Source organism: Pseudomonas sp. KCJK9000, from assembly GCF_046230725.1.
Classification (GTDB): Bacteria; Pseudomonadota; Gammaproteobacteria; order Pseudomonadales; family Pseudomonadaceae; genus Aquipseudomonas; species Aquipseudomonas promysalinigenes.
In genome coordinates, this window is record NZ_JBJJLN010000005.1 from 97,812 (window position 1) to 123,511 (window position 25,700).

The following is a 25,700-nucleotide window of genomic DNA, read 5'->3' on the forward strand; positions in this document are numbered from 1 at the left end:
GCTGTACTCCCGGCTCACAGGCCTTCGAAGAATTGATCGACCCGCTGGCGCGTCAGCCCGGCGAGGGTTGGCGGGTTCCAGCGCGGCTGCTTGTCCTTGTCGATGATTAGCGCGCGTACGCCCTCGATGATGTCGCCATACTCGAACCACTGGCGGTCGATGTGCAGCTCCATGGCGAAGCATTCCTCCAAGGCCATGTGGCGGCCCCGGCGCAGCATCTCCAGGGTAACTGCCATGGCTAATGGCGAGCGGCTTTCCAGCTGGTCGGCAGTGGCCACAGCCCAATCGTGGCTGTCGCCGATGCGCACTGTACGCAGTTGTTCGACGATCGCTGCCACGTCGGCTTGGGCGAAGAAATGGTCGATGACCGGACGCAACTTTTGCAGGGGCGCTTCGTCCAGTACCTGGCTACCCAGCTTGGCCAGCAAGTTCTGCAGGTCCTTGAGTGGGTGGTCGCCAAAGCGCAGTTGGTCCAGGCCCTCATCCAGGGCTGCCAGCTTGTCGCTGGCCAGGTACCAGTCGGCAAGCCCGCAGTACAACGCATCCGCTGCCTGGATCTGGGCGCCGCTGACACCCAGGTAAGTGCCTAGCTCACCGGGGATGCGCGACAGGAAGTAGCTACCCCCCACATCGGGAAAATAGCCGATGCCGACTTCGGGCATGCCCAGGCGGCTGCGCTCGGTCACGATACGCAGGTCGCAGCCCTGGGCCAGGCCCATGCCGCCGCCAAGGGTGAAGCCGTCCATCAGCACCAGCACCGGCTTGCGGTAGCGGTGGATGGCAAGGTCCAGGGCATATTCCTCGACGAAAAACGCTTCGTGCAGGGTTTCGCCCGCCTTGTAGCTGTCGTGTAACGAACGGATATCGCCGCCTGCGCAAAAGCCCTTGGGCCCTTCGCCGCGCAGCACCACGGCTTGCACCTGCGGATCCTTCGCCCAGCAGTCCAGTTGCTGGTGCAGGCAGCGCACCATGTCCAGCGTCAGGGCATTGAGGCCGGCAGGGCGGTTGAGGGTGATGTGGCCAATCTGGTTGCGAACCTCGGCCAGTACATGGGTGGTTACCGAGGTAGTAGCGTACGCGGTCATCGCGTTCTCCCTGCTTTGTTATTGATTTTCCAATGAAGTTTGCAGCGCGCTGGAGGATCGCAGGATCCTGTCATGCAAAATTGCGCTGCACAATGGACAATTGTGCAGCGCCATCGTGCATTTATGCCCGGCCTACACCCAAGTGATGCAGTGGGGGCGTTCATTACTCTAAGCGTAACGATCAGCCGCCTAGCTTGATTGATCCGATTAGCGCCAGCGCCCTAATGTGCCTCCACGACAGCGAACCTGTGGAGTCACTCAATGACCATAACAAAGAATCCACCGCCGCAATGGTCCAGGCGGCGCGCAGAGAAGCAGCGCCGCCTGGACCGTGTACGTCACCTGGCCGACGGCGTGGTGCTGCCCACCGAGCGGATCACCGAAGCCTTGGAATTGTTGATCGCACCAGGCGACCGCGTGGTGCTGGAGGGCAACAACCAGAAGCAGGCCGATTTTCTTTCCCGTTCGCTGGCCAAGGCAGACCCTGAGCGCCTGCACGGCCTGCACATGATCATGCCTAGCGTCAGCCGTGCCGAGCACCTTGACCTGTTCGAGCGCGGCATCGCCCGCAAGCTCGATTTCTCCTTTGCAGGCCCACAGAGCCTGCGCATTGGCCAATTGCTGGAAGACGGCCTGCTCGAAGTGGGCGCTATCCACACCTACATCGAGTTGTACTCGCGGTTGCTGGTCGACCTTATTCCCAATGTCACGCTGGTGGCAGGCTTCATGGCTGACCGCCAGGGCAACCTATATACCGGCCCTAGCACCGAAGATACCCCGGCACTGGTCGAGCCGGCTGCTTTCAGTGACGGTTTGGTGATCGCCCAGGTCAACCAGTTGGTCGAGCGCGTGGACGATCTGCCGCGCGTGGACATTCCGGCGTCCTGGGTAGACTTCGTGGTGGTGGCGGACCAGCCGTTCTACATAGAGCCGCTGTTCACTCGCGACCCGCGTCATATCAAGCCGGTCCACGTGCTGATGGCGATGATGGCCATCCGCGGAATCTACGAAAAGCATCAGGTCCAGTCGCTGAACCACGGCATCGGCTTCAACACTGCTGCCATCGAATTGATCCTGCCGACCTACGGCGAGTCGCTGGGGCTAAAAGGCAAGATCTGCCGCAACTGGACCCTCAACCCGCACCCGACCCTGATTCCGGCCATCGAAAGCGGGTGGGTCCAGAGCGTGCACTGCTTCGGCACGGAACTTGGGATGGAAGACTACATTGCCCAACGCCCGGATGTGTTCTTCACCGGCCGCGACGGCTCCATGCGCTCGAACCGGATGATGTGCCAGCTGGCCGGGCAATACGCAGTGGACCTGTTCATCGGCGCCACCCTGCAGGTCGATGGCGATGGCCACTCCTCGACCGTCACCCGCGGCCGCCTGGCAGGCTTCGGCGGTGCGCCGAACATGGGCCACGACCCCCGTGGCCGGCGCCATGCGACACCCGCCTGGTTGGACATGACAGTGCCTGACACCCTGCTCGAACGGGGCCGCAAGCTGGTGGTGCAGATGGTCGAAACCTACCAGGAGGGGGGCAAACCTACTTTCGTCGAAACCCTCGACGCGGTGCAAGTCGCGAAAAAGGCTGGCATGCCTCTGGCGCCGGTCATGATCTACGGCGACGACGTCACCCACTTGCTCACCGAGGAGGGCATCGCCTACCTGTACAAGGCGCGCAGCCTGGAGGAGCGCCAGCAGATGATCGCGGCCGTGGCCGGGGTCACTGCCATCGGCTTGCGCCACGACCCCAAAGACACCTTGCGTATGCGCCAGCAGGGCCTGATCGCGCTGCCCGAGGACCTTGGCATCCGCCGTACCGATGCCAGCCGCGAACTGCTCGCGGCGCGCAGTATTGCCGACCTGGTCGAGTGGTCTGGGGGCCTCTATAACCCGCCAGCACGTTTCAGGAGCTGGTGAATGAGCGCATACCCGAATCTCTCAGCAGCGGCTTGCGCCGCGATCAGGCCGCTACGCCGCCCCCAGCTCTGCCTGGCTGACCAACTGGCCGACCTGGCGGTGGAAGCCCTGATAGATGAAGCCGAGCTGTCGCCCAAACCAGGCCTGGTCGACCGTCGCAGCAGTGGCGCCCACAGTGACATGACGCTGGCCCTGATGCACGCCTCGGCGCTGGCCCTGTGGCCTTGCCTGCGACAAATGGCCGAGGCCGCCGAATATCACAGCGAAATCGGCTTGCCGCTGCGCGCTGAATTGGGCCGCCTGGGCCGCGAGGGCGAAGCGGCCATGCTCGCCACCACTGGGGGTGTCAATACCCACCGCGGCGCAATCTGGGCGCTGGGGCTGCTGGTCGCAGCCCAAGCGCTACAGCCCCAGGCCGATGCCATGGGAGTGGCGGCTCGCGCCGGGCGCATCGCCCTGATCGATGACCCGGCGGCGCCGCGTCAGAGCAGCCACGGTGCCCAGGTACGCCAACGCTATGGCGCCAGCGGCGCCCGCGAGCAGGCCCAACAAGGTTTCCCGGCTGCCCTCGAACATGGCCTGCCGCAACTGCGCCGCAGTCGCGCCAGCGGGGCCAGTGAAAGCCAGGCCCGGGTCGATGCCTTGCTGGCGATCATGGCCGCGCTCAGTGATACCTGCGTGCTCTGGCGCGCCGGCCCGCAAGGCCTGCACCAGGTGCAAAGCGGTGCCCGTGCGGTGCTCGAAGCTGGGGGCAGCGCCACGCTGCAAGGCCGGCGCAGGTTGCGCCAACTGGACGCGCAACTGTTGCAACTCAACGCCTCACCGGGCGGCGCCGCCGATCTGCTAGCGGCCTGCCTGTTTCTCGACAAAGCCGGGAGCCTGTGACATGGAAACATTGAATTTTCAATTCCCCGCCGCCGAACCCGGTCGCGGTCGGACGCTGGTCGGCTGTGTCAGCTCGGGCGACCTCGAAGTGCTGATCGAGCCTGGCCAGGCTGGCAGTCTGGACATCCAGGTGGTGACGTCGGTGAACGGCAGCGCTGCGCGCTGGCAGCAGTTGTTCGACCGCCTGTTCCAAGGCCGCGCATTACCGGCGGTGAAAATCGATATCCATGATTTCGGCGCCACGCCTGGGGTTGTGCGCCTGCGCCTGGAGCAAGGCTTGGAGGAGATAGCCCATGACTGACAACGCCCGTCTGCTGCAAAGCCGCAGCTTCGTCGAACTCGGTGCCCGCCAGCGTGCCCGCGCGTTGCTGGATGCGGGCAGTTTCCGAGAGTTGCTTGGGCCATTCGAGCGCCTGATGTCCCCCTGGCTGCCACGTCAGGGCATCGTGCCCCAGGCCGACGACGGCGTAGTGATTGCCAAGGGCCTGCTCGCAGGTCGGCCTGCCGTGGTGGCGGCCATCGAGGGCGCGTTCCAGGGTGGCAGTATGGGGGAGGTCGGTGGCGCCAAAATCGCAGGCGCCTTGGAACTGGCTATCGAAGACAATCGTAACGGCATCCCTACCTGCGCCGTGCTGTTACTGGAAACCGGCGGGGTAAGGCTGCAGGAAGCCAATCTTGGCCTGGCAGCCATTGCCGAAATTCAGGCAGCGATCGTCGAACTACGGGGCTATCAACCGGTGATTGGCCTGGTAGCCGGCGCGGTGGGGTGCTTCGGCGGTATGTCCATCGCGGCGGGGTTGTGCAGCCATCTGTTGGTCACCCGCGAGGCTCGCTTGGGGCTCAACGGCCCACAGGTGATCGAGCAGGAAGCCGGCATTGTCGAGTACGACGCCAAAGACCGGCCGTTCATCTGGAGCCTGACCGGAGGCGAGCAGCGTTACGCCAGCGGTTTGGTGGATGCCTATGTGGCCGATGACGTCGAGCGCATCCGCGAGCAGCTGCTGCAACTGCTGGATACGCCATCGGTCGATCGCGCTGGCCGCCATGCCTGGTTCCTGGAGCGCTTGGCCAGCCTAGGCGGCAACTGCCCTCAGCTGGACGCGGCTGCCGTCCGTGCCCTTTACCAAGGAGAAGCCCAATGAACCGTGCCTTGAATTGGCTGCCAGGCCTTGCTGGTGGTGAGCCGCTGGCAGGTTACCCACCGTCAGTGCAGGTGATCGATGGCGAGTTGGATAACCGCCTGGCGCGCTTCATTGCTGTGGTCCCCGATGCCCACAACCCATTTGCGCGGGCGCGTGCCGGTGAAGTCGGCCTGCTCGAAGGTTGGGGCTTGGCCAAGGCTGTGGCCGATGCCGTCGTACAAGACCGCGCAGGCCAGAAGCGGGCCATCGTTGCAGTCATCGATGTCCCCAGCCAGGCCTACGGCCGCCGTGAGGAGGCTCTGGGTATTCACCAGGCTTTGGCCGGGGCGGTGCAGGCCTATGCGCAGGCTCGTCTGGCCGGGCATCCGGTGATCGGCTTGCTGGTCGGCAAGGCCATGTCAGGTGCCTTCCTGGCCCATGGCTACCAAGCGCAACGGCTGATCGCACTGGATGATAGCGGGGTCATGGTGCATGCCATGGGTAAGGCCGCGGCGGCGCGCATTACCCTGCGCAGTGTCGAACAGCTCGAGGCGCTGGCCGCCGAGGTACCGCCGATGGCGTATGACCTGGCCAGTTATGCCTCCTTGGGCTTGCTCTGGCGGCGCCTGCAAGTCGAGCGTGCCGACGCACCCACTGCCGCTGACATTGCCCAGGTGCGCGCTTGCCTGAGCGAGGCTGTGCGCGACATTGGCCAGTCGACTGATCTCACATCCAGGCTCGCCGGCGAACACCGCAAAGCTTCCCGTGAAGTGCGGGCACGCCTGCGCAGCCAGTGGCAGGAGGCCTGAGATGAACCTGCCACAACCACATGACCTGCTCTGGGGCATGCCGGCGGCCGGCCTGCCTGACGATGCCCCAGCCTGGGCGGTGCAGGCACTGACCGCCGGGCAGCCAGTGGTAGTCAGGCGTGCCAGCTGCGACGCGGGTTGGGTGGCTGTGGGCGTACGCGGGCAGGGGCGCGCGCAGCGCTTGGGCGTGGTGATGCGCTTGGGTGATATCCAGCGGCAAGTGCGGCCAGAGGCACTGCGCTGGTCGGCGCCAAGCCCCTGGCCTGCGCTTGAGGCGCTGCCCTCGGTGGCAGCCGTGCTGGATGCCAGCGGGCTGGCCTGGGGGCCAACCGGCGGCGTCGGCTACCAACTGGCGACCGGTTGCCCGGTCGTGCATCTGGCCAGCGACCTCGACCTGTTGGTACGTACCCCGCAATCGATGACCCGTGCCAAGGCGCGTCAGCTGCTTGATACCTTCGCCTGCGGCCCATGCCGTATCGATGTGCAATTAGAGACCCCGGCAGGGGCCGTCGCCCTGCGTGAGTGGGCCGGCCAGGCGCGCCGAGTGTTGCTCAAGTCAGCCCTGGGCCCGCGCCTTGTGCAAAATCCTTGGCACCCTATGGAGTGCGCAGCGTGAGCAGCCTTTGGGCGTTCCCCGGCCAGGGCGCGCAGCAGCCCGGCATGCTGCAGCGTCTGCCGGAGGGCGGCGCAGCGGTACTGGAAGAGGCCAGCGATGTGCTAGGCGAGGCTGTTTCGACGCTCGATAGCGCTCAGGCTTTGCAGTCTACCCGCGCCGTGCAGCTCTGCCTGCTGCTGGCCGGGGTTGCCTGGGCGCGGTGGCTGCTGCAGCGCAGCCCCGCCGCGGACTATGTTGCCGGGTTATCCATCGGTGCGTACCCGGCCGCGGTAACGGCCGGGGCGCTGGCATTGGCCGATGCGGTACGCCTGGTCGCCCTGCGCGGTGAACTGATGCAACGTGCCTACCCGCAAGGCTATGGCATGACTGCACTGAGCGGCCTTGACCAGGCATCGGCCGAACGCCTGCTGGCCGAAGTCGGCGGTGAGGTGTACCTGGCCAACCTCAATAGCGACAACCAGATCGTCATAGCCGGCAGTGACACCGCCATGGCCGAGGTCGCGGCCCGGGCCCGCGCGCGCGGGCAGGGCGTGGCCCGGCGCCTGGCGGTGAGCGTGCCCTCACACTGCGCCTTGCTCGACGGCCCAGCCCAACAACTGGCGACGGCCTTTGCCGGTATCGAGTTACGCCGCCCGCGCATCAGCTACCTGAGCGGTAGCACTGCGCGCCCTATCCACGACCCGCAACGCCTGCGCGATGACCTGGCTGGCAACATGGCCCGGCTGGTCGACTGGCGTGCTACGTTGCGCAACGCCTATGAACGCGGTGTGCGCCTGCACCTGGAAATGCCACCGGGCAGCGTGCTCAGCGGCCTGGCCCGGCCGGTGTTCGAGCAAGGCAGGGTGTTGGCGCTTGACGCCACGCGCTGGGACACCGTCGATGCGCTGATGCGCCAGGAGGTGGGCCGATACTGAGCGGTGCCGTGTTTTTCGAAGGACAACAACAAGCAACTTCGACCCAACGCGAGGACAATAACAATGATTATCTACGGTGTAGCTTTCCTGGCCTTGTGCACCTTGGTCGGCCTGTTCATCGGCGAGCTGCTGGGCAAGCTTTTGGGCGTGCCTGCCAATGTCGGCGGTGTGGGCATCGCCATGCTGCTGCTGATCTTCATCGGCAGTTACCTCAACAAACGGGGCCTGATAACGGCCAAATCCGAACAAGGCGTGGAGTTCTGGAGCGCCATCTACATCCCCATCGTGGTGGCCATGGCCGCGCAGCAGAACGTATTCGGTGCCCTGGCGGGTGGGCCGATGGCAGTGCTTGCCGGCACCGCCGCCGTGGTGGCCAGTTTCGCCATGGTGCCGTTGCTGGACCGCCTGGGCCAAAAAAAGCCTGAGCCGGTTGCCGACAAACCTCTGACCACGCCACAACGGTGACCGCCATGTACGAATCGATGATGAAAGTGATCAGTGGCTACGGCCTGGTGAGCGGCTTTGCAGTGATTGGCGTGACCATGTGGCTGTCTTACTGGCTGTCGGCAAAGCTGACCCATGGCCGCCTGCACGGCTCGGCCATCGCTATCTTTCTGGGCCTTGTGCTCAGTTACTTTGGCGGCGCAATAACAGGTGGCCACAAAGGCCTGGTGGATATTCCGCTGCTTTCGGGTATCGGCTTATTGGGCGGTGCGATGTTGCGAGACTTCGCAATCGTTGCCACGGCCTTTGGTGTGAACATCGAAGAGCTCAAGCGTGCCGGTGTTTCTGGCGTCATTTCGTTGTTCTTCGGCATCGGGGTGTCATTCGTGGCGGGCGTGGGGGTTGCGCTGGCCTTCGGTTACACCGATGCGGTCAGCCTGACCACCATCGGCACGGGCGCAGTGACCTATATCGTTGGCCCGGTAACCGGTGCGGCCATCGGCGCCAGTTCCGAAGTCATGGCCTTGTCGATTGCCGCAGGGCTGGTCAAAGCCATCCTGGTGATGATAGCCACACCCTTCGTGGCGCCGATGATCGGCTTGAACAACCCGCGCACCGCCGTGATTTTCGGCGGCTTGATGGGCACCTCCAGTGGTGTGGCTGGTGGGCTGGCCGCCACCGACCCGAAACTGGTGCCTTACGGTTGCCTGACCGCAGCGTTCTACACGGCGTTGGGTTGCCTGCTTGGGCCTTCGTTGTTGTTCTTCATCATGCGTGCGGTAGCTGCATGAACCCAGCGCCGCTGCGGCTCAGCCCAAGGCGGCGCTGTACATCCGGCACTCGGCCAGCAAGGCCAGCAGGTTCGGTTCGCGCTCGCGCGCCTTGAGGAACACCACGCCGATATGCTGCTGCAGGCGGTAGCGCGCCTGCAGGGCTATCAGCTTGACCCGGTTTTCGTACACGGCTGCGATACGCCCCGGTAACAATGCAAAGCCTACGCCTGAGCTGACCATGCTCAGCAGGGTGAAGATGTCGTTCACCTGCATCGCCACCTTCGGTTCGAAACCTGCTTGCTGGAACACCCGCGCACCGTCGCGATGGGTGGCGAAGCCGGGTGTCAGGGTGATGAAGGTGGAGTCGGCCAGGTCCGCCAGGTCCACCTCTTGTTGCTCGGCGAACGGCGAGTCGGTAGGCACCGCGAGGAAGATATCGTCGCAGAACAGCGCCAGCTGTTCGCAGGCCGGATCTGCCGCGCCGTCGTCCAGCGATACCAGAATGGCTTCCAGTTCGTGGTTTTTCAGGCGCTGCAACAGGTCGACATTCGAGCCCAGGGTCAGGTCGATGTTCAGCTCGCTGCGCCGAAGCTTCAAGCCCATCACCAGCTTCGGTACGGTCTTGACGGTCAGCGAGTACAGCGCGCCAAGACGAAAACGCTCGGCATAGAAACCAGCCGCCTCGCGGGTGTGGCGCACCATCTGTTCGGCGTCCTGAATCAGCTGCCGGGCTTTTTTCTCCAGCACGTAGGCGCTTTCCAAGGGGATCAACTGGCGGCCTTCGTGCTTGAACAGCGGGCAGCGCAGTGCACTTTCCAGGGAGTGAATGGCCCGGTGTACGCTGACCGCACTGGTCGACAGGTCGGCGGCCGCCCGGCCGAGGTTGCCGCTGCGCATGAAGGCCAGAAAGGTCTCGAGCTTTTTCAGAGTCAGTTCTTCGTCGATCAGCATGCCGATTGGGCCAGCGCGGTTAGGGGGCCTTGATCATGCCACAGGCGTAAGCCTGACAGCGTCATCGAAATCAGCCATGTGCCCGTCGGGACTTGCATGGCGAACTGGCCCACCGTCGCCCTCGCCGGATGCCAGGCGGGCGATTCAATGACGTCAAATAATAATCCGCCCCGTTACCATTCAGGCGCGCGATGGCGCGCCGATAGCAAGTTACGTCGAATCCCTTGACGGTTACTCCGAGGTCACTCCATGTTCAATAAATCACTCAAAGATGAACTAGAGGCCAGGAAGGCTGAAGTCCAGAGTTACAAGGGATTGTTCGAAGCGCTGGGTCGCTCCATGGCGGTTGTGGAGTTTGGCCTGGATGGGAAGGTGCTGCGAGCCAATGACAATTTTCTCGCCACCATGGGCTATGCCGCCGAGCAATTGCTCGGCAAATCGCATCGAGACTTCTGCACGCCTGCGCTGGTTGGCAGTGCCGATTACAGCCAGTTCTGGTCTGAGCTGCGCGCTGGTAAGTTCGTGTCGGGGACGTTCCAGCGTGTCAACGCGTCGGGGAAGAACGTCTGGCTGGAAGCCAGTTACAACCCTGTGCTGGACGAGCGCGGCCAGGTGAGCAAGATCGTCAAATATGCCTTGGACGTCACCGAGAACGTGGGTCAGCAAGCGCTGACTCGCGGTAAGCTTGCGGCGCTCGACCGCGCCATGGCCGTGATCGAGTTCGACCTCGATGGCAATATCCTTTGGGCCAACGACAATTTCCTGAGGACCATGGGCTTTGGCCTGAACGAGCTCAAAGGCAAGCATCACCGCCTGTTCTGTGAAGCCAGCCTGGTCGATAGCAGCGAATACAGCGACTTCTGGCGTCGGTTGAACACGGGTGAGTTCTTCAGTGGTCAGTTCAAACGCCTTGGTAAGCACGGTCGAGTGGTTTGGCTGGAAGCGACCTACAACCCGGTGTACGACGCCGCTGGCAAGTTGTCGAAAATCGTCAAGTTCGCCAGTGATATCACCGAGCGCGTCGAGCGCTTCGAAGAAGATTCTCGCAGTGCTTCCCGGGCGTACCATATTTCCGCTGAAACCGAGAGGGTGGCCGAACACGGTGCTCAAGTCATTGGCGATACAGCCAAGGAGATGCGTCAGATCGCTGAAAAAATCGGCGCTTCCGCCAGGCTGGTTGGGCAACTGGGGGACCGCTCCGAACAGATCACGGCCATCGTCAATACCATTCGTGGCATTGCCGACCAGACAAACCTGCTCGCACTCAATGCGGCGATCGAAGCGGCGCGGGCAGGCGACCAAGGCCGAGGCTTTGCGGTCGTAGCCGATGAGGTCCGGCAACTGGCCGGACGTACCAGCCGCTCCACGGCAGAAATTGCCGAAATGATCGGCAAGATCCTTGCTGAAACCCGTGATGCCGTCGCTAGCATGAACGCCACCCAGGAAGGCGCCCAACGCGGCGTGATGCTGGCCGATCAGGCAGGCGCTGTGATCGTGCAGATTCGTAGTGGCACCAGCGATGCCGTAGAAGCGGTAAGTATGTTCGCCTCCAAGCTCGATGAGTCAGACGTGATCCCCAAAACAGCGGTTGGCTGGGTCGGGTAAACGGCGGTTGCGGGTGCGCACTGCATGCTTTCAGCGCGCACTCGACTGCCCCCTGAAGCTGCTGGCTGTAGCTCACCCCGAAGGGTGATGGTCGGCATCTGCGGCCCCATGCAAGAATGCCAACCATAACAACCCCGGCATGGGACCACGACAATGAGCAAAGACCGGCTGAAATCGCCCGACTGGTACGCGCAAATGGCCCGTGTCGTCGACGCTCAGGGCTCTGCGGGGTTCGTCGAGGCGTTGTTCGCCGCCCTCAAGCTCATCGCGCCGTGCCAGGCCATTACCGTATTTCTCTACCCCCGCAAAGGCTTGCCCTCGGCATTGTTCGAAAAGGACGAGGAGGGCCCTTGGCTGCCGGAAGGCAACATTCACAAGTACCTCGAAGGTTACTACCTGCTGTGCCCGTTCTACCGCGCGTGCATGGAGGGCATCGCCCCTGGCTGCTACCGCCTGAGCGATGTCGCCCCTGACCACTTCAAGCGCAGCGAGTACTACCTGGCGTTCTATCAGCACGCGCACCTGGAAGACGAGCTCAATTTCATCGTGCCACTCGACGAGCACCTGACCATCGCCGTCGCCCTGGGCAGCACCGGCCGGTTGGATCGCCAGCAGGTCAATGACTTGAAGTGCGTGGCACCGTGGGTGGTCGCGACGGTGCGCCGGCAGTGGAGCCACCTGGACGCCGACGCCCTGGGCGGGCGTTTCGAAAGCGCGCTTGGCCGCCAAATCAGCGCCGCCCTGAACAATTTCGGCTCCTCGGTGCTCACCGAGCGCGAGTGCCATATCGCCCAGTATCTGCTACGCGGCCACTCGACCCGCTCGTTGGCCGAACGCCTGGGCATCAGTGAAGACACGGTGAAAACTCACCGCAAGAACCTTTACACCAAGCTCGATATCGCCAAGCAATCCGAACTGTTTTCACTGTTCATCGACTCACTTGCCCAAGCGCAGGAAGGGCTGAGCAAAGACCCACTGGAAAGCTACCTGCGCAGGCGCTGAGGGCGCCATTTCAGCCAACTCGTTTTTACTGTCAGCGGCCTGGCAGGGCCAACTGCACGCCGCGTTTTACCCCGGAGAACAACAATGAACGCACCGTTTCAAGCCAAGCTGCATACCCTGCGTGAAACCCGTGATTATCAGGCGGGCGACGCTGCGCACCACATCCACGCTTTCCTCGATCAAAAAGCGCTGAACGCCGAGGGCCCGCGAGTGATGGTTGGTGGCGAACGTCTGCATTTGTGGGACAGCGACGGCAAGCGTTACCTGGATGGTATGTCTGGCCTGTGGTGCACCCAGCTCGGCTATGGCCGCAAGGACCTGACGGCAGCGGCCGCTGCGCAGATGGACCAACTGGCCTACTACAACATGTTCTTCCACACCACCCACCCGGCGGTGATCGAACTGTCCGAGCTGTTGTTCAGCCTGCTGCCAGGCCACTACAGCCACGCCATCTATACCAACTCAGGCTCCGAAGCCAACGAAGTGCTGATCCGCACCGTGCGGCGTTATTGGCAGGTGGTCGGGCAGCCCAGCAAGAAGATCATGATCGGCCGCTGGAACGGCTACCACGGCTCCACCTTGGCCGCCACTGCGCTGGGCGGCATGAAGTTCATGCACGAGATGGGCGGCTTGATCCCGGATGTGGCGCATATCGATGAGCCTTACTGGTATGCCGCAGGGGGGGATTTGACCCCGGCCGAGTTCGGCCGCCGCTGCGCCCTGCAACTGGAGGAGAAAATCCTTGAGCTGGGTGCCGAGAACGTTGCCGGCTTCATCGCCGAGCCGTTCCAGGGCGCGGGCGGCATGATTTTCCCGCCAGAAAGCTACTGGCCCGAGATCCAACGGATCTGCCGCCAATACGATGTGCTGCTGTGTGCCGATGAGGTCATCGGCGGTTTTGGCCGCACTGGCGAGTGGTTCGCCCACGAATACTTTGGCTTCGAGCCGGACACCTTGTCGATCGCCAAAGGCCTGACTTCAGGTTACGTGCCAATGGGCGGCCTGGTGCTGAGCAAGCGTATTGCCCAGGCCCTGGTGGAGCGCGGCGGCGTGTTCGCCCATGGCCTGACCTATTCCGGGCACCCGGTGGCGGCTGCGGTGGCCATCGCCAACCTCAAGGCCCTGCGCGATGAAGGCATCGTGCGCCAGGTCAAGGAAGACACAGGCCCGTACCTGCAGCGCATTCTGCGCGAAGTGTTCGCCAACCATCCGCTGATCGGTCAGGTACAGGGCGCAGGCCTGGTGGCGGCGCTGCAGTTTACCGAGGACAAGGGCAGCCGGAAACGTTACGCCAATGAAAACGATTTGGCCTGGCAGTGCCGCACCTATGGCTTCGAGGAGGGGGTGATCATCCGTTCCACCCTGGGGCGGATGATCATGGCGCCGGCCTTGGTGGCCAACCACAGTGAGCTGGATGAACTAGTGGAAAAAACCCGCCTTGCAGTGGATCGCACCGCCCGAGGGTTGGGGGTTCTCTGAGGTCGAAGCGGGCCGCCGCGGGGCCCATTCGCGGCTCAAGCCGCTCCTAAAAGAAGCGTTTCAAGGTGCGAATGGGCCTGAAGGGCGGTGATCAATGCGGTGCGCGCGGTATGGTCTTGAGCAGGTCTTCGGGGCTGATGTGCCCGACAACCTGCGCCACCGCGCTGCCTGGTGTCGGCAGGTCGATGATATGGCTCTTCATCTTGCCGATGACATGCATTTCGCACGGCTTGCAGTCGAACTTCAACGTCAGCACTTCGTCGCCCTGGATCAGCTGCATAGGCGCCACCTTGGTACGTACACCGGTCACACCCTTGGCCTGTTTGGGGCACAGGTTGAACGAGAAGCGCAGGCAGTGCTTGGTGATCATCACCGGCACTTCGCCGTGTTCTTCGTGGGCTTCATAGGCGGCGTCGATCAACTGCACACCATGGCGGTGGTAGAAGTCGCGGGCTTTCTGGTTGTAGACGTTGGCCAGGAACGACAGGTGCGACTCCGGGTACACCGGAGGCGGCGAGGTTTCGGCCTTGCGCCCGCCACGGGGGTGGGCCTGCACGCGGGCGTCGGTCAGCGCTTCGATGGCTTCACGGCGCAGGGCCTTGAGCTGCGAGTTAGGGATGAAGAATGCCTGCGGCGCGTCCAGCTCGATAGCGGTAGCGTGGTACATCGTGGTGCCCAGCTGGCCCAGCAGGTCGTGCAACTGCTCCAGTGCCTGCTGTGGCTTGTTGGCAACGCCGAACGGGCCATCCAGGGCCACCTGCACGCTGACGCCTTCTTCGCTGCTGACGCTCAGCATCAGCCGTTGCTCGCGCAGTACTGCATGCCATTGCACGCCAACCCGGCGCTCGGACGAGGTGCGTTGCAGCGCCTGCTGCCAGTTGTGGTCGAGGTTGCGTGAAAGCGGGTGGTTCGGTCGCAGCTTGTGCAGGCCTTCGGGCATCTCATTAGGTTCGACGCGGTAGCGGTAGCGCTTCTGGCCGTCTTCCTCGAACTCGCCACGGGGCTCGGCGATGTTGGCGCGAAACCCCACCACTTCACGCTTGACCAACACATTGAGGCCGTCACCGTTGGTCAACGGCACTTGGGTGACCACGTGCAAGTCACGCTTGCCGACTTTTTCCACCACGCCAACTTCAAGGCCGGTGAAGGTCGGCGAGTCGAAGGCGCCGATGTCGACTTTGCGGTCAGTGACGAAATAATCGGTGCTGCCACGGTGGAAGGTCTTGTCCGGGTCGGGCAGGAAAAAATGCTCGGTACGGCCGCTGGAAGCGCGGGCCAGTTCTGGTCGCCCTTCGAGAATGGCATCGAGCTCTTTACGGTAATGGGCAGTGATGTTTTTCACATACCCCATGTCCTTGTACCGACCCTCGATCTTGAACGAACGCACGCCTGCATCCACCAGGTCCGCCAGGTTGGCGGTCTGGTTGTTGTCTTTCATCGACAGCAGGTGCTTCTCGAACGCCACGACGCGGCCTTGGTCGTCCTTGAGGGTATACGGCAGGCGGCAAGCCTGGGAGCAGTCACCGCGGTTGGCGCTGCGCCCGGTCTGGGCATGGGAGATGTTGCACTGGCCCGAGAACGCCACGCACAACGCACCGTGGATGAAGAATTCGATGGCCGCGTCGGTTTCGCTGGCGATGGCGCGAATCTGTTGCAGGTTCAGCTCGCGGGCCAGCACCAGTTGGGAGAACCCGGCCTGGTCGAGGAACTTGGCCCGCTCCAGGGTGCGAATGTCGGTCTGGGTGCTGGCATGCAGTTCGATCGGCGGGATATCCAGCTCCATCACCCCCAGGTCCTGCACGATCAGGGCGTCGACGCCAGCGTCGTAGAGCTGGTGGATCAGCTTGCGCGCCGGCTCCAGCTCGTTGTCGTGCAGGATGGTGTTGATGGTGGTGAACACCCGGGCGTGGTAGCGATGAGCGAACTCGACCAGTTCGGCGATATCACCGACTTCATTGCAGGCATTGTGGCGAGCACCGAAGCTCGGGCCACCGATGTAGATGGCATCAGCACCGTGCAGGATCGCCTCGCGGGCGATGGCGACGTCACGGGCGGGGCTGAGCAGTTCCAGGTGATTCTTTGGCAGGGACATGGCGTTATAGGTTCGGGCTGTCACGGTTTAGGGCGGCATTGTAGCGGTGAAATGCCTGCCTGACACCTTCGGGTGCCGGGAGGTGCATTGGCCGTTGTGACGCATTTAGCGGGTACAGGCGCTGGCGGCCAGCTCGAAGTCGGCGCAGGCCCGCTGGGAGCGGGTTCATCCGAAGGGCTCTTGAACCTAGAACTGATATTCCATTCCAGCCCCGGCGTACCACGACCGGCCCGGCGCTGCCTCGTAGTAGCGGCCATTGCCATCGCCGACGATTACCGACCCGACGTACTGACGGTCCAGCAGGTTATCCAGGCGCACCACTTGGTGGAATGTCCAAGGCCCGACTTGCTGCTGCAAGCGCGTGCGCCAGTTGAACACCGCGTATCCCGGCGCCGCATGCTGGTCATTGGTGTCTTCGACATACACCTTGCTCCGGTATTGCCCTTCAAGGCCCATGCTGACGCCCTCGCGAGGCTTCCACACCAGCTCCCCGAACAGGCTGCTGCGCGGCACGCCAGGCAGCTGATTGCCTTTGTCGATGGTCGTGCTGCCTTGGGTAAAGGCCTGATCATAAGTGGCATCGAGCAAGGTGAAGGCCAGGTTGGCCTGCCACTGCTCATTCAGTTCGCGTTCAACGCCAAGCTCCAGGCCCCGGCGCAGGGTTTTGCCGGCGTTGCGGTAGCTGGTGCGGCCATCGGTGGAGGCGGCTACCACGATCTCGTCCTTGGTGCGGATCTCGAATATGGCGGCGTTGACCCGCGTGCGTTGATCCGGCCGCATCTTCAAGCCCAGCTCGTACTGAACACTGGTGGCCGGCTCAAGGCCGAAGTTGAAGCCCTCCAGTGCACCAGGGGCATAGGCCATCTCGGCCTGGGTGGGGGTTTCGAAGGCCTTGCCAGCGCTGATATAGCCGTGCAGGTCCGGGGTAAAGGCATACATCACCGACAGCGTCGGCGTGGTGCGCTGGTATTTCTTCGAACCGCTGGCGTCGCCGTTGGCCAGGAAGCGGTCGTCTACCTGCAGGCGCATGCTGCTGTGGCGCAGGCCGGCATCGACGGTCCAGCGCTCCAGTTCCCAATGCGCTTGTACGTAAGGGTCCAGGCTGGTGGCGGTGTCCTGTTCATTACGGCGCAGCTCGCCCTTCACGCCCAAGGTGTCGCCGCTGAAGTTCTGAAAGCCGCGGCGGTCGTCCCGGCTGCGGTCGTAGTCGGCACCCACCGTCAGCCTCAGGTTGCCGGGCGCTGCGCTGATCGGCTGGATCCAGCGCAGGGTGCCACCATGGAACTCACGGTCGAAATCCACCACGCCGCCGCCACGGTTGTTGGCAGCCGTGCCCTTTGGGATCGACAGGTACTGAATGACGCTACGTTTGCCGCCATACAGGTTGAACTGCAAAGTGGCATCGCCAATGTAGCGCTCATAGTTCATGCCCAGCTGCTGCTGGTGGATGCTCTTGCGGGTGTTGTACTGCTCGGCGCGCGCAGCGACCGAGCGCGGCGCGTGCTGGTAGGCCTCCCAGGTCTGCCCCAAAGGGTCCTGAGTGCCATTTTGCTCCAAGGTGCTGACAACCAACGCCAGACGGCTGTCCTCGTCGGGTTTGACATGCACCTTGGCGAAGGTCTGGTCGCGGTGCGCTGCACTGTGGTCGCGGTAGCCATCGGTGTCCATGCGCGAGGCATCGAGCACGAAGCCTGCCTGCTCGGTGCCGCCTTCACTGTAGAGGTGGTTCTTGTTGTAGCCATCGCTGCCGACGGTGGTTTCGGCGCCAACCTTGGGCGGGCCTGAGCCGTCGCGGGTGAACATCTGGATCACGCCGCCGGCATTGCTGCCATAAATGGCCGAGGCAGGGCCGCGTAGCACCTCGATACGGTCAGCTACATCCAGGTTCAACGACGCGGCCTGGCCTTGCCCGTCCGGTGTGCTGGCCGGGATGCCGTCGCTGAGCAGTTTGATGCCACGGATGCCAAAGGCAGCGCGGGCACCATAGCCACGTGAAGAAATCTGCAGGTCCTGGGCGTAGTTCTGGCGGTTCTGCACCACCAGCCCAGGTACGCGGTTGAGCGCCTCGGACAGGTTGACGCCCAGTTGGCCATCGGCGATCTGCTGGCGGTCCACGGTATCGATGGAGTAGGGCAGGTCGAAGCTGGGGTTGGGCGCGTAGGTGCCGGTGACCACCACCGGCTCAAGCACGTTAAAGGTGCTGGCGGTTTCGGCCTGGGCGAGCGGGCACAGCCCAGGTAGCAGGGCAATCAGAGCCTTGCGGCGAAAAAAGGGGGAATGCATGCAGCGTCCTGCGTGGGTGGCTTCAAGGGCTTGGGAGGCAAGCCGCCAAGCCCCAGCCACAGTTCAAATCGGGTTAACGTTTGGCCGCCATGGCCGTGACTTCCACACGCATCTCAGGATAGGCGAGGGCCGCCACGCCAACTGCCGCACGCACTGGCCATGGCTTGCTGAAGAAACGTTGGTACACCTCGTTGAAGGCCGCGCGGTCGGCCATGTCGGTCAGGTAGATGGTCAGGTGCATGACCCGGTCCATACCGCTGCCGGCCCCTTCCAGCGCCTCTTTGAGCGCCTGCAGCATGCTTTCGCTCTGCTCAGTGATGTCACCCTCCAGGTTGGTCGGGATCTGAGTGGTCACCAGAATGCCATTGTACTGGGCTACATCGGAGGAAATGGAGTCGGCGTCGGAATCGGGCGTATAGATGAGCTCTGCCATGGGTACATGCCTTGCTACGGAAGGAAAGCTGCAAGCCTACGCGAGCAGGCCGCGAGGGTCGAGCCGTTGGGCCTGTATGCATTGAAATACCACGCCTGGGCCGTCAGAATCGCCGGCGACTTTGAGCAAGGGGCTGGTGTTGAACGAAAAGACATTATCGATGCGCCTGGAGCGTGTGGCGGCCCATGTACCGCAAGGCGCGCGTCTGGCTGACATCGGCTCGGACCATGGCTACCTGCCGGTGGCCCTGGCCCTGCGCGGTGGTATCACCGCCGCGGTAGCCGGGGAGGTGGCGCAAGTGCCTTATGCATCGGCCCTGCGCAACGTGGCCCGCAACGGCTTGACCCAGGTGGTGACCGTGCGCCTGGCCGACGGCCTGGAGGCCCTGCAGCCTACCGACTGCATCAGCGCCATTACCCTGTGCGGTATGGGCGGCAAAACCATGTGCGAAATTCTTGAGCGTGGTAAAGCCCGGCTCAACGGCACCGAGCGCCTGGTCCTGCAGCCCAATGGCGATGAACGCGAACTGCGCGAGTGGCTGATGCGCAACGGCTACCAAATCGTCAGCGAGGAGTTGCTGCGGGAAAACCGTTTCGACTATGAAATCATCGTCGCCGAGCCCGGCGAAGGGGTGACCTACAGCGCTGAAGAGTTGTACTTCGGACCGCTGCTGATGCGCGAAAAAGCCCCAGCATTTTTGCACAAATGGCAACGCATGCTGCGCCAGAAACAACAAAGCCTGGCCAACTTCGAGCGGGCACGCGAAGCGGTGGCGGCGGAAAAACGGGAAGATTTCGCCCAGCAGATTGGCTGGATCAACGCGGTACTGGCCTGACTCACTGCTGCGAGCAGTTGCCCATTTCCCGGTAGTCCACGGCATGTTCCTGGCCTTGGTGATCGACATAGACCATATGCGCCGTACCGACCTGGCAGCGCGCCGCGTTGCTGGCCGGGGTGATCGATATCACCTTGGCGATATCCAGCGGCATGCCATAAGAATACGGCTTGGCGTCTGTTTCGCCCGTGGATGAGCCGGCCAACGCGCCGCATGAGGCAAGCGCCGCCGACAGCGCGGCTACAGCGATGGAAACTTTCATGGCGTACTCCTTTTGCACGGTTGCGCCATCATGCATTCATTGGTGATTTTCAATAAATGCCCTAACTCGTGATAGATTCTTGCCTTGAGCGTATGAATCCGACTGATCGAGGAATTAGGCCCGATGGATATGCTGCACGCCATGCGTACGTTTGCCCGTGTAGTGGAATGCGGCAGCTTCGCTGCAGCCGCCAACGCCCTCGACATCTCTGCGGCACAGGTGTCGCGCATCGTCGCTGAACTTGAAAACCAGTTACAGACCCGCCTGCTGCACCGCACCACGCGGCGCCTGCGCATGAGCGAGGCAGGCGAGCGCTTCCTGGAGCGGGCGCGGCAAATCATGGCGCTGACCGACGAAGCCATGGAAGAAGCGCGTGGGGCGCACCTCACCCCCCGGGGGCGCTTGCGGCTGCATTGCCCACATGGTTTGGGCATGCTGCTGATGCCGCTGGTGGCCGACTACAACACACTCTACCCAGACGTGGCGATAGAGCTGACGCTGTCCCAACGTAACCCCGACCCCCTTGCAGAAGGGCACGATGTGGTCATCACCGTTGACCAGGCCTTGCCCGACTCGCAACTGATCGCAGTACCGTTGGGCACCATCTTCAGTATTCCCTGTGCCGCGCCCAGCTATCTCGCAAACCATGGCGTGCCCGAGCGGCCGGCAGACCTGCACGAGCACCGCTGCCTACGCATGGCGTATCCCATGCATGAAGGTGATTGGGTGTTTCCCCAAGGCGTGGATCCATGCGTGATCGCGCCGCGCGACAGCTTCCTGACCAATGTGGCGGATGCGATGCTGGTTGCCACCGAACTGGGTATGGGCATAGGTCTGCTGCCGTTTTACACCGCCAGCCAGTCCATCGAGCAAGGGCGCCTGCGCCGCTTACTGGCGCCGTACCGCCTGCGCGAAAACGCGCTTTATGCCATTTACCCTTCCCGGCACTACCTTGACGCCAAGGTCAGGACCTGGATCGACTACCTCAAGGAACGCCTGCCGGAGCTGTTCGAAGCCCACGCAAGGATTGTCGACGAACCGCGATACTGGAGCTGAAACGGCCATCCAGCGGTGAATCCCGCTGAAGTGGCCGTGTTCGTGATTAGAGTCGCCCAGAGCCGGGCAAGGGGCAGTCGGTCAGCGGCTGTCCTGGTCTTCAGCGGTACCACCGCTGTGGCCTGCGCCGGAGCCTGTGGCTTCACCGGTACTGTTCGAGCCGCCGGCTGCACCATCGGCGGCATCAGTGTTGCTGCCGGTATCGCTGCTGTCGTTGTCTTTGGTACCGCCTGGGCTGTTGACGCTGCTACCTTCGCCGGCGGTCTTGCCGCCGCGCTCGTCGACTTTCGGGTGGCTGTCGGTATTGGTCATGTCCGTTGCGGCGTAGCTGGTCGTGGTGGCGAGGCCTACGGCTAGGGCGAGCAACATCGAGTGAACGCGGGTCATGGCACGTCTCCAGTAAGGATGATCTGTCATTGCTTTGGCCCACGTGCGTGGCAGGGGTGCCCGACAGGCGACGGGCGGTAGCAATCACTGCCCAGTTCGTGACAACGCCTCATACTGGGGCTGATTGCAAAGCCTGCCCCGGTGTTCGCGGCTGTCCCCAATTCAGGCAAGGTCGGCCTTGAGGGGGCAGCGTTACGCTTCAGCGACCCTTCGGCTACCTGGCGTCTGGCTGCGCTGCCGTTTCACTGGCCTGTGCAGGCTGAAGCGGTGGGTGCTCCTGCGCCGCATGCATCAGGTCTTCGGTCACCCGCAACTCGGCACCGGTCGGTGAGAAGGTGGTCGAAGCCGTGAACGGCGCAGGGTGCTCAGCGGCCGGCCGCTTACCACGCCGCCAGAGGAAGAAACACACCATGCCCAGGTTGACCACGGCAAAGGCCCAGAACAACCCCACTTCGCCATACTCAGTCATGGCCGGCGAAATGGCCAACGGCGCCATCGCCGAGCCCAGTGAGTTGATCAGCAGCAACCCTTGGATCATCGGCACCAGCGCATCGGACGGCGCTCGGTCGGCTGCATGGCTGACCGCCACAGGGTACAGGGCGAACACACCGCCCCCGAGCAGGAACAGCATCGCCGGCAGCAGCGCAGAATGCGAAGGCAGGAACACCGTCACCAGCGACAGCACCATGCAAAGCGCGGCCAAGGCGATCAGAACATCCTGGCGGTCCTTACGGTCGGACCAGCGCCCCACCGGATATTGCAGCAGCATGGCGCCGAGGATCACCCAGGCCATCATGTTGCCGACCTCGCCAACATCCAGGCCGATGCGCTGTAAGTACAGCGGCAACAGCGCGTAGATGCCGGCAATCACCACACCCGAGCCGAAGCAGCCGACCAGCCCCGAGGGTGCCACGCCCAGCAGTTGCCGAGGCTTGAGCGGCTCGACCTGGTCCAGCAGCGGCGATACCCGCGGCAGAATCACGATCGGCAGCACCGACAGCGCCGCCAGCATGCCGGCGAGCATGAACGGGGCACTTTCGCCCAACTGGGTGATTTCGCCAAGGCCTGCCTGGGCAATCACACCTGCGCCGTAAAACGCGATCATGTACAGCGCCAGTAGGCGCCCACGGATCTTCGCGTCACCGGCCAGCAGCAACCAGCTTTCGATCACCAGGAAAACGCCCACTGCCGCCCAGCCGTTGATCAGGCGCAGTACCGACCACCAGGTGGTGTCGTAGAACAGACCTTGCAGCAAAATGGTTGCAGCGATCAGCGAGGCAAAGCTGGTGTAGGCACGGATATGGCCAATACGCAGGATCAACCGATCGTTGAAGATGGCGCCCAGGGTCAGGCCGATGAAGTAGGTCGACGAGACGATACCGATGGTCGTTGCCGATTCGCCGGCAGCGTCCAGGCGCAGGGTGGTAAGGGAAGACATAAAGCCGTTGCCCAGGGCAATGATGAACAGCCCGAGCAAGGGCGCCAGCGCCATGGCCAGCAAACGCGCAGACATACAAACCTCAAGTTGGAGTGGCGGTCAGAAAACGCCTTTTCGAACGCCCACGCAAAACGGCCCCATGGAGGGCCGAAAAAACTGCACGGATGTGCCTGGGCTGGATGCGACCTGGGCAAGACTCAACCGCTAGCCCCTGAAGGAAGTGGGCTGGGCGGGTTCGGTTGAGCCTATTTCACATGGGGGCATGTGTCAGGCCTGGACTGTGTCGTTGCTGCCGGTTGCCACCGTTCAAGGCGACGGGCGAAAAGGATGCGCGATTCTACGGCTTATGTACGATTTGCCCAAGAGGTCAATGCCTGCGACAGGACGCCGCAGGGTGGCAATCAATGGTGCCCTGCAGGTTCGCGGGTGTCGATGCTCACTACCACCGACATCCCCGGGCGCAAACGTGCCGCCTCAGGCTGGTCGGGGTCGACGGTAATGCGCACTGGAATACGCTGAGCAATCTTCACGAAGTTACCGGTGGCGTTGTCGGCCTGGAGCAGGGCGAACTCGGAGCCGGTTGCCGGTGAAATCTGCTGCACGTGGCCATACAGCTTGTAGTGGTTCAAGGCGTCGACGGTAAAACTCACGGGTTGACCGATCCGCACATCGGCCATCTGGGTTTCCTTCATGTTGGCGACCACCCACAAGGTATCGGGCACCAGTGCCATCAATTGCGCGCCGGAGTTGACGTAGGCACCCAGACGCGTGCCAATCTGACCCAGCTGGCCATCGCGCGGTGCAGTGATACGGGTGTTGTCCAGGTCGATGCGAGCCAGCTCGACGGCCGCTTTGGCGTTTTCCACCGAGGCCTCCAGCGAAGCGCGGTTGACGATGACCGTTTCGCGGTCCTGGCGGGCGATTTCCAGCGCAGCCTTGGCCTGGGCCAGGCTGGCCACGGCGGCCGCTTCACTGGCCCGGGCAAGGTCCAGGGCGCTGCGAGACACCGACCCGTCGCTGACCAGCGCCTGGTTGCGGGCAAGGTCAGCCTTGGCCTTGTTGGCCTGCGCCGCTGCATCGTTGATCGCCGCCTGGCGCTGGGCGATGGTGGCTTGGGCACTGATGCGCTGCTGTTGATTATTGGCCAGCGCCGCCTGTTGCTGTTGCAGCTGTGCGATGGCCTGGGCCAGGCGCTGGGTGTAGATGCGGTCGTCCAGCTTCACCAATAAGTCGCCGGCTTTGACGAACTGAAAATCATGCACCGGCACCTGGACCACATAGCCGCTCAACTGCGGCCCAATGATCGTCACCTGGCCGCGCACCATGGCATTTTCGGTGCTTTCGATGGCCCTGCTGAAGGGCGGCAGGTTCCAGGCGTACAGCACGACCAGTACGCCTGCCAATGCCACGCAGGCAAAACTGATCGACGACAGAATACGTACCCGCCGCGTGCGCACAGGGCTTGTGGGTTGACTGGGTGGCGCGCTGCCCTCTGGGGTTTCGGCAAGGTCAGTGGTGGTGGTGCTGCGAGTATCTTCGGTCATTGGCTGGCGGTACCGCTGGTGGCGTCGGGGGATGCAGCCTGGCGCGAGACATACCACAGCCAGGAACCGCGAAGGGTAATCCAGAACATGGTCAGCACGGCGATGCTGCCGATCAGCATGAATACATCGTTATAGGCCATCACATTGGCCTCGCGCGTGGCGGCGTTGGCCAACGCGCGCAGGCCTGCTTCGCTGCGCAGCGCCGGGTCGGCGAGCACCCTTGCATAGCCCGCGCCGCCACTTTGAACACGGGCGCTGACCAGCGGTTCCAGGAAGCTGAGGCGGTCCACTAGGTGGTTGGAATGAAACTTCTCGCGCCAGGTTTGGAAGGTGCCCAGCAACGCTGCGCCGATCAACCCACCGAGGTTGTTGCAAATGCCGAACAGCACCGAGAAGCTCACCAGGTTGCGCGGGTTGGCGCGCACATGGCTGATGCCCAGGGCCATCGACGGGCCGAGGAAAAAGGTGCTGCCAAACGCCAGCAGGAATTGGCTCAGGTACATTTGCGCGGGGCGCGTGAGGTTACTGGAGTGGCTGTCCATGAACGCCCCCGTGGCCATTGCCAACAGCGAAACGAACAGCGGAATGATCAGGTGCTTTGGGCTGATGGTCAGCGCACTGCTGGCCAGGCCCGCAACGGCCCCCAGCAGCATGACCCAGTACAGGGGGCGCATCTGTTCGCTGCCCATGTTGAGCATTTGCAAAAAGCCCACTGCGCCGGTGGACTGCTCAGAGGTGACCATGCGAATCAGAATGACGCAAAGGCCCAGGCGAATGATCGCGCCGCTGCCCAACCAGCGGGTCATCAACAGTGGGTTCTGGCGGTTGTGCTCGATGGCAAGGCCGGTGAAGATCAGGGCGATGGAGCAGGCCAAGGCCACGCCAATCCATTGTGCTTCCAGCCACCAGTCGATACGCCCCAGGGACAGGGCGGCGCAAAGCAGGGCCACCCCGCTGGCCATCAAGGTGAAAGTGAGGAAGTCCAGCGGTTCGAAGGTTTTGAAGCGGTCCCCCGGTGGCAGCTTGAGTAACAGCACGCAGCCCAGTGCCGACAGTGCCAGCCCCAGTTCGAACAGGTACAGGCCACGCCATTGCGCCATTTGCAGCAGGTCTTCGGAGAAAATCCGCGCAAGCGGCAGCGCCAGCTGCGACGCGCCCAGGCCCAGCACCATGGCCTTGAGCCGCCAACGCTCGGGGAACGCTTGGATCATGTAATAAAGCCCAAGCGAACTCAGCGCGGCGCCCACCATGCCGTGGGCGGCGCGCACGGCGATGGCCGAGTTCAAATCGTTGACCAACAAGTGGGCGAAGGTCACCAGGACATACAGCACCAGAAACACTTCGGTAAAAGCGCGCAGGCCGAACTGCTGGCGGAACTTGACCAACAACAGATTCATCGACACGTTGGTCATCACATAGGCCGCTGGCAGCCAGGCCATCTCGGCACTGGTCGCGCCTAGCGCGCCTTGTAGAAACACCAGGTTGGCAGTGACCAAAGCATTACCCAGGCCACCGGTGATCGCCACCAGCAGCCCGACCAACCCGAATGCCAGGCGCTTGGCCGGGGAATGCAGAGGCGTGGAAGGGGAGCCGGGGAGGCTGGGTTTTTCGTGGGGCAGCCACTGGCGCGGGGCGTATTTGTTCATGGCGCTGACTGTACTTCAGGGCTTGTGGCTGTGTGAACAGATGTTTGAGTCAAGGCTTTGGTGCGTTTGACCATGAGCGCAACCCGTCGGCGCTTTGTTGCGCTGGCCCAACGCCGC

At 63.0% G+C, this 25,700-nt stretch carries 24 protein-coding genes; 14 read left to right on the forward strand and 10 right to left on the reverse strand.

Annotated features, from left to right (window positions below):
• Positions 1-14: 14 nt before the first annotated feature.
• Entirely contained in the window at positions 15-1,085 is a 1,071-nt protein-coding gene (locus ACK59H_RS04020; protein ID WP_060476470.1) for an enoyl-CoA hydratase/isomerase family protein, read from the reverse strand.
• Positions 1,086-1,346: 261 nt separating this feature from the next.
• Here ACK59H_RS04020 and mdcA point away from each other — a divergent pair, with 261 nt between their 5' ends.
• From mdcA to madM, 9 genes are all read left to right on the forward strand, one after another.
• Positions 1,347-3,008, forward strand: a complete 1,662-nt coding sequence (mdcA, locus tag ACK59H_RS04025) for a malonate decarboxylase subunit alpha (RefSeq protein WP_060476469.1) — start codon at positions 1,347-1,349, stop codon at positions 3,006-3,008.
• Complete coding sequence (locus ACK59H_RS04030; RefSeq protein ID WP_060476468.1) at positions 3,009-3,893, forward strand: triphosphoribosyl-dephospho-CoA synthase; 885 nt, start codon at positions 3,009-3,011, stop codon at positions 3,891-3,893. It abuts the gene before it with no gap.
• Position 3,894: 1 nt separating this feature from the next.
• On the forward strand, positions 3,895-4,194 hold the full coding sequence (locus ACK59H_RS04035) for a malonate decarboxylase subunit delta (protein ID WP_060476467.1): 300 nt from the start codon (positions 3,895-3,897) through the stop codon (positions 4,192-4,194).
• Positions 4,187-5,035 (forward strand): biotin-independent malonate decarboxylase subunit beta, encoded by an 849-nt coding sequence (locus ACK59H_RS04040; protein WP_060476466.1) that lies wholly within the window; start codon positions 4,187-4,189, stop codon positions 5,033-5,035. Before ACK59H_RS04035 ends, ACK59H_RS04040 begins: the two co-directional genes overlap by 8 nt.
• Entirely contained in the window at positions 5,032-5,823 is a 792-nt protein-coding gene (gene mdcE / locus ACK59H_RS04045) for a biotin-independent malonate decarboxylase subunit gamma (RefSeq protein WP_060476465.1), read from the forward strand. Before ACK59H_RS04040 ends, mdcE begins: the two co-directional genes overlap by 4 nt.
• Before the next feature lies 1 nt (position 5,824).
• Positions 5,825-6,439, forward strand: coding sequence for a malonate decarboxylase holo-ACP synthase (locus ACK59H_RS04050; RefSeq protein ID WP_060476464.1), 615 nt, complete (start codon positions 5,825-5,827; stop codon positions 6,437-6,439).
• On the forward strand, positions 6,436-7,353 hold the full coding sequence (gene mdcH / locus ACK59H_RS04055; protein ID WP_060476463.1) for a malonate decarboxylase subunit epsilon: 918 nt from the start codon (positions 6,436-6,438) through the stop codon (positions 7,351-7,353). The genes ACK59H_RS04050 and mdcH overlap by 4 nt, the downstream gene beginning before the upstream one ends.
• Positions 7,354-7,416: 63 nt before the next feature.
• Positions 7,417-7,818 (forward strand): malonate transporter subunit MadL, encoded by a 402-nt coding sequence (gene madL / locus ACK59H_RS04060; protein ID WP_060476462.1) that lies wholly within the window; start codon positions 7,417-7,419, stop codon positions 7,816-7,818.
• 5 nt (positions 7,819-7,823) lie between these two features.
• A complete protein-coding gene (madM, locus tag ACK59H_RS04065; protein WP_060476461.1) occupies positions 7,824-8,588 on the forward strand; it encodes a malonate transporter subunit MadM in 765 nt (254 codons plus the stop codon).
• 18 nt (positions 8,589-8,606) lie between these two features.
• Here madM and ACK59H_RS04070 read toward each other — a convergent pair whose 3' ends face one another.
• Positions 8,607-9,521 carry a LysR family transcriptional regulator gene (locus ACK59H_RS04070; protein WP_060476460.1) on the reverse strand — a complete coding sequence of 305 codons (915 nt, stop codon included), beginning with the start codon at positions 9,519-9,521 and terminating at the stop codon, positions 8,607-8,609.
• Positions 9,522-9,770: 249 nt separating this feature from the next.
• On the opposite strand from ACK59H_RS04070, the gene ACK59H_RS04075 reads away from it, so the two are divergent.
• The 3 genes from ACK59H_RS04075 (at position 9,771) to ACK59H_RS04085 (ending at position 13,607) form a co-directional block, all read left to right on the forward strand.
• The gene (locus tag ACK59H_RS04075) at positions 9,771-11,126 is read left to right on the forward strand and encodes a PAS domain-containing methyl-accepting chemotaxis protein (protein ID WP_060476459.1); all 1,356 of its coding nucleotides are present in this window, start codon (positions 9,771-9,773) and stop codon (positions 11,124-11,126) included.
• Between the two features lie 153 nt (positions 11,127-11,279).
• Positions 11,280-12,128: a LuxR C-terminal-related transcriptional regulator gene (locus tag ACK59H_RS04080; protein ID WP_409264265.1), complete on the forward strand. Its 849-nt coding sequence runs from the start codon at positions 11,280-11,282 to the stop codon at positions 12,126-12,128.
• Between the two features lie 84 nt (positions 12,129-12,212).
• Positions 12,213-13,607 (forward strand): aspartate aminotransferase family protein, encoded by a 1,395-nt coding sequence (locus ACK59H_RS04085; RefSeq protein WP_186477183.1) that lies wholly within the window; start codon positions 12,213-12,215, stop codon positions 13,605-13,607.
• A 91-nt stretch (positions 13,608-13,698) separates the two neighbouring features.
• On the opposite strand, the gene ACK59H_RS04090 is transcribed toward ACK59H_RS04085, so the two are convergent.
• From ACK59H_RS04090 to ACK59H_RS04100, 3 genes are all read right to left on the reverse strand, one after another.
• Positions 13,699-15,699 carry a U32 family peptidase gene (locus tag ACK59H_RS04090; RefSeq protein ID WP_060476457.1) on the reverse strand — a complete coding sequence of 667 codons (2,001 nt, stop codon included), beginning with the start codon at positions 15,697-15,699 and terminating at the stop codon, positions 13,699-13,701.
• 186 nt (positions 15,700-15,885) lie between these two features.
• On the reverse strand, positions 15,886-17,982 hold the full coding sequence (locus ACK59H_RS04095) for a TonB-dependent receptor family protein (RefSeq protein WP_409264266.1): 2,097 nt from the start codon (positions 17,980-17,982) through the stop codon (positions 15,886-15,888).
• 73 nt (positions 17,983-18,055) lie between these two features.
• Positions 18,056-18,415 (reverse strand): RidA family protein, encoded by a 360-nt coding sequence (locus tag ACK59H_RS04100; protein WP_060476455.1) that lies wholly within the window; start codon positions 18,413-18,415, stop codon positions 18,056-18,058.
• Between the two features lie 139 nt (positions 18,416-18,554).
• On the opposite strand from ACK59H_RS04100, the gene ACK59H_RS04105 reads away from it, so the two are divergent.
• On the forward strand, positions 18,555-19,250 hold the full coding sequence (locus ACK59H_RS04105; protein WP_060476621.1) for a tRNA (adenine(22)-N(1))-methyltransferase TrmK: 696 nt from the start codon (positions 18,555-18,557) through the stop codon (positions 19,248-19,250).
• A 1-nt stretch (position 19,251) separates the two neighbouring features.
• Here ACK59H_RS04105 and ACK59H_RS04110 read toward each other — a convergent pair whose 3' ends face one another.
• Positions 19,252-19,512: a DUF2790 domain-containing protein gene (locus tag ACK59H_RS04110; protein WP_060476454.1), complete on the reverse strand. Its 261-nt coding sequence runs from the start codon at positions 19,510-19,512 to the stop codon at positions 19,252-19,254.
• Between the two features lie 123 nt (positions 19,513-19,635).
• On the opposite strand from ACK59H_RS04110, the gene ACK59H_RS04115 reads away from it, so the two are divergent.
• Positions 19,636-20,568, forward strand: a complete 933-nt coding sequence (locus ACK59H_RS04115) for a LysR family transcriptional regulator (protein ID WP_060476453.1) — start codon at positions 19,636-19,638, stop codon at positions 20,566-20,568.
• An 81-nt stretch (positions 20,569-20,649) separates the two neighbouring features.
• Here ACK59H_RS04115 and ACK59H_RS04120 read toward each other — a convergent pair whose 3' ends face one another.
• The 4 genes from ACK59H_RS04120 to ACK59H_RS04135 all read right to left on the reverse strand — a co-directional run bounded on the left by ACK59H_RS04120 (position 20,650) and on the right by ACK59H_RS04135 (position 25,583).
• Positions 20,650-20,955: a hypothetical protein gene (locus ACK59H_RS04120; protein WP_060476452.1), complete on the reverse strand. Its 306-nt coding sequence runs from the start codon at positions 20,953-20,955 to the stop codon at positions 20,650-20,652.
• Between the two features lie 214 nt (positions 20,956-21,169).
• Positions 21,170-22,468 (reverse strand): MFS transporter, encoded by a 1,299-nt coding sequence (locus ACK59H_RS04125; protein ID WP_060476451.1) that lies wholly within the window; start codon positions 22,466-22,468, stop codon positions 21,170-21,172.
• 326 nt (positions 22,469-22,794) lie between these two features.
• The gene (locus tag ACK59H_RS04130; protein ID WP_060476450.1) at positions 22,795-23,937 is read right to left on the reverse strand and encodes an HlyD family secretion protein; all 1,143 of its coding nucleotides are present in this window, start codon (positions 23,935-23,937) and stop codon (positions 22,795-22,797) included.
• The gene (locus ACK59H_RS04135; RefSeq protein WP_060476449.1) at positions 23,934-25,583 is read right to left on the reverse strand and encodes an MFS transporter; all 1,650 of its coding nucleotides are present in this window, start codon (positions 25,581-25,583) and stop codon (positions 23,934-23,936) included. The genes ACK59H_RS04130 and ACK59H_RS04135 overlap by 4 nt, the downstream gene beginning before the upstream one ends.
• Between the last annotated feature and the right edge of the window lie 117 nt (positions 25,584-25,700).

Bases quoted from the DNA above. Each gene is read 5' to 3' on its own strand.
- ACK59H_RS04125 (WP_060476451.1), bottom strand. From the start codon at position 22,468: ATGTCTGCGCGTTTGCTGGCCATGGCGCTGGCGCCCTTGCTCGGGCTG.
- mdcE (WP_060476465.1), top strand. From the start codon at position 5,032: ATGAACCGTGCCTTGAATTGGCTGCCAGGCCTTGCTGGTGGTGAGCCG.
- ACK59H_RS04135 (WP_060476449.1), bottom strand. From the start codon at position 25,583: ATGAACAAATACGCCCCGCGCCAGTGGCTGCCCCACGAAAAACCCAGC.
- ACK59H_RS04040 (WP_060476466.1), top strand. From the start codon at position 4,187: ATGACTGACAACGCCCGTCTGCTGCAAAGCCGCAGCTTCGTCGAACTC.
- ACK59H_RS04030 (WP_060476468.1), top strand. From the start codon at position 3,009: ATGAGCGCATACCCGAATCTCTCAGCAGCGGCTTGCGCCGCGATCAGG.
- ACK59H_RS04050 (WP_060476464.1), top strand. From the start codon at position 5,825: ATGAACCTGCCACAACCACATGACCTGCTCTGGGGCATGCCGGCGGCC.
- ACK59H_RS04115 (WP_060476453.1), top strand. From the start codon at position 19,636: ATGGATATGCTGCACGCCATGCGTACGTTTGCCCGTGTAGTGGAATGC.
- ACK59H_RS04110 (WP_060476454.1), bottom strand. From the start codon at position 19,512: ATGAAAGTTTCCATCGCTGTAGCCGCGCTGTCGGCGGCGCTTGCCTCA.
- ACK59H_RS04120 (WP_060476452.1), bottom strand. From the start codon at position 20,955: ATGACCCGCGTTCACTCGATGTTGCTCGCCCTAGCCGTAGGCCTCGCC.
- ACK59H_RS04080 (WP_409264265.1), top strand. From the start codon at position 11,280: ATGAGCAAAGACCGGCTGAAATCGCCCGACTGGTACGCGCAAATGGCC.
- madM (WP_060476461.1), top strand. From the start codon at position 7,824: ATGTACGAATCGATGATGAAAGTGATCAGTGGCTACGGCCTGGTGAGC.
- ACK59H_RS04085 (WP_186477183.1), top strand. From the start codon at position 12,213: ATGAACGCACCGTTTCAAGCCAAGCTGCATACCCTGCGTGAAACCCGT.
- ACK59H_RS04035 (WP_060476467.1), top strand. From the start codon at position 3,895: ATGGAAACATTGAATTTTCAATTCCCCGCCGCCGAACCCGGTCGCGGT.
- mdcA (WP_060476469.1), top strand. From the start codon at position 1,347: ATGACCATAACAAAGAATCCACCGCCGCAATGGTCCAGGCGGCGCGCA.
- ACK59H_RS04130 (WP_060476450.1), bottom strand. From the start codon at position 23,937: ATGACCGAAGATACTCGCAGCACCACCACCACTGACCTTGCCGAAACC.
- ACK59H_RS04070 (WP_060476460.1), bottom strand. From the start codon at position 9,521: ATGCTGATCGACGAAGAACTGACTCTGAAAAAGCTCGAGACCTTTCTG.
- ACK59H_RS04095 (WP_409264266.1), bottom strand. From the start codon at position 17,982: ATGCATTCCCCCTTTTTTCGCCGCAAGGCTCTGATTGCCCTGCTACCT.
- madL (WP_060476462.1), top strand. From the start codon at position 7,417: ATGATTATCTACGGTGTAGCTTTCCTGGCCTTGTGCACCTTGGTCGGC.
- ACK59H_RS04100 (WP_060476455.1), bottom strand. From the start codon at position 18,415: ATGGCAGAGCTCATCTATACGCCCGATTCCGACGCCGACTCCATTTCC.
- ACK59H_RS04020 (WP_060476470.1), bottom strand. From the start codon at position 1,085: ATGACCGCGTACGCTACTACCTCGGTAACCACCCATGTACTGGCCGAG.
- ACK59H_RS04075 (WP_060476459.1), top strand. From the start codon at position 9,771: ATGTTCAATAAATCACTCAAAGATGAACTAGAGGCCAGGAAGGCTGAA.
- ACK59H_RS04090 (WP_060476457.1), bottom strand. From the start codon at position 15,699: ATGTCCCTGCCAAAGAATCACCTGGAACTGCTCAGCCCCGCCCGTGAC.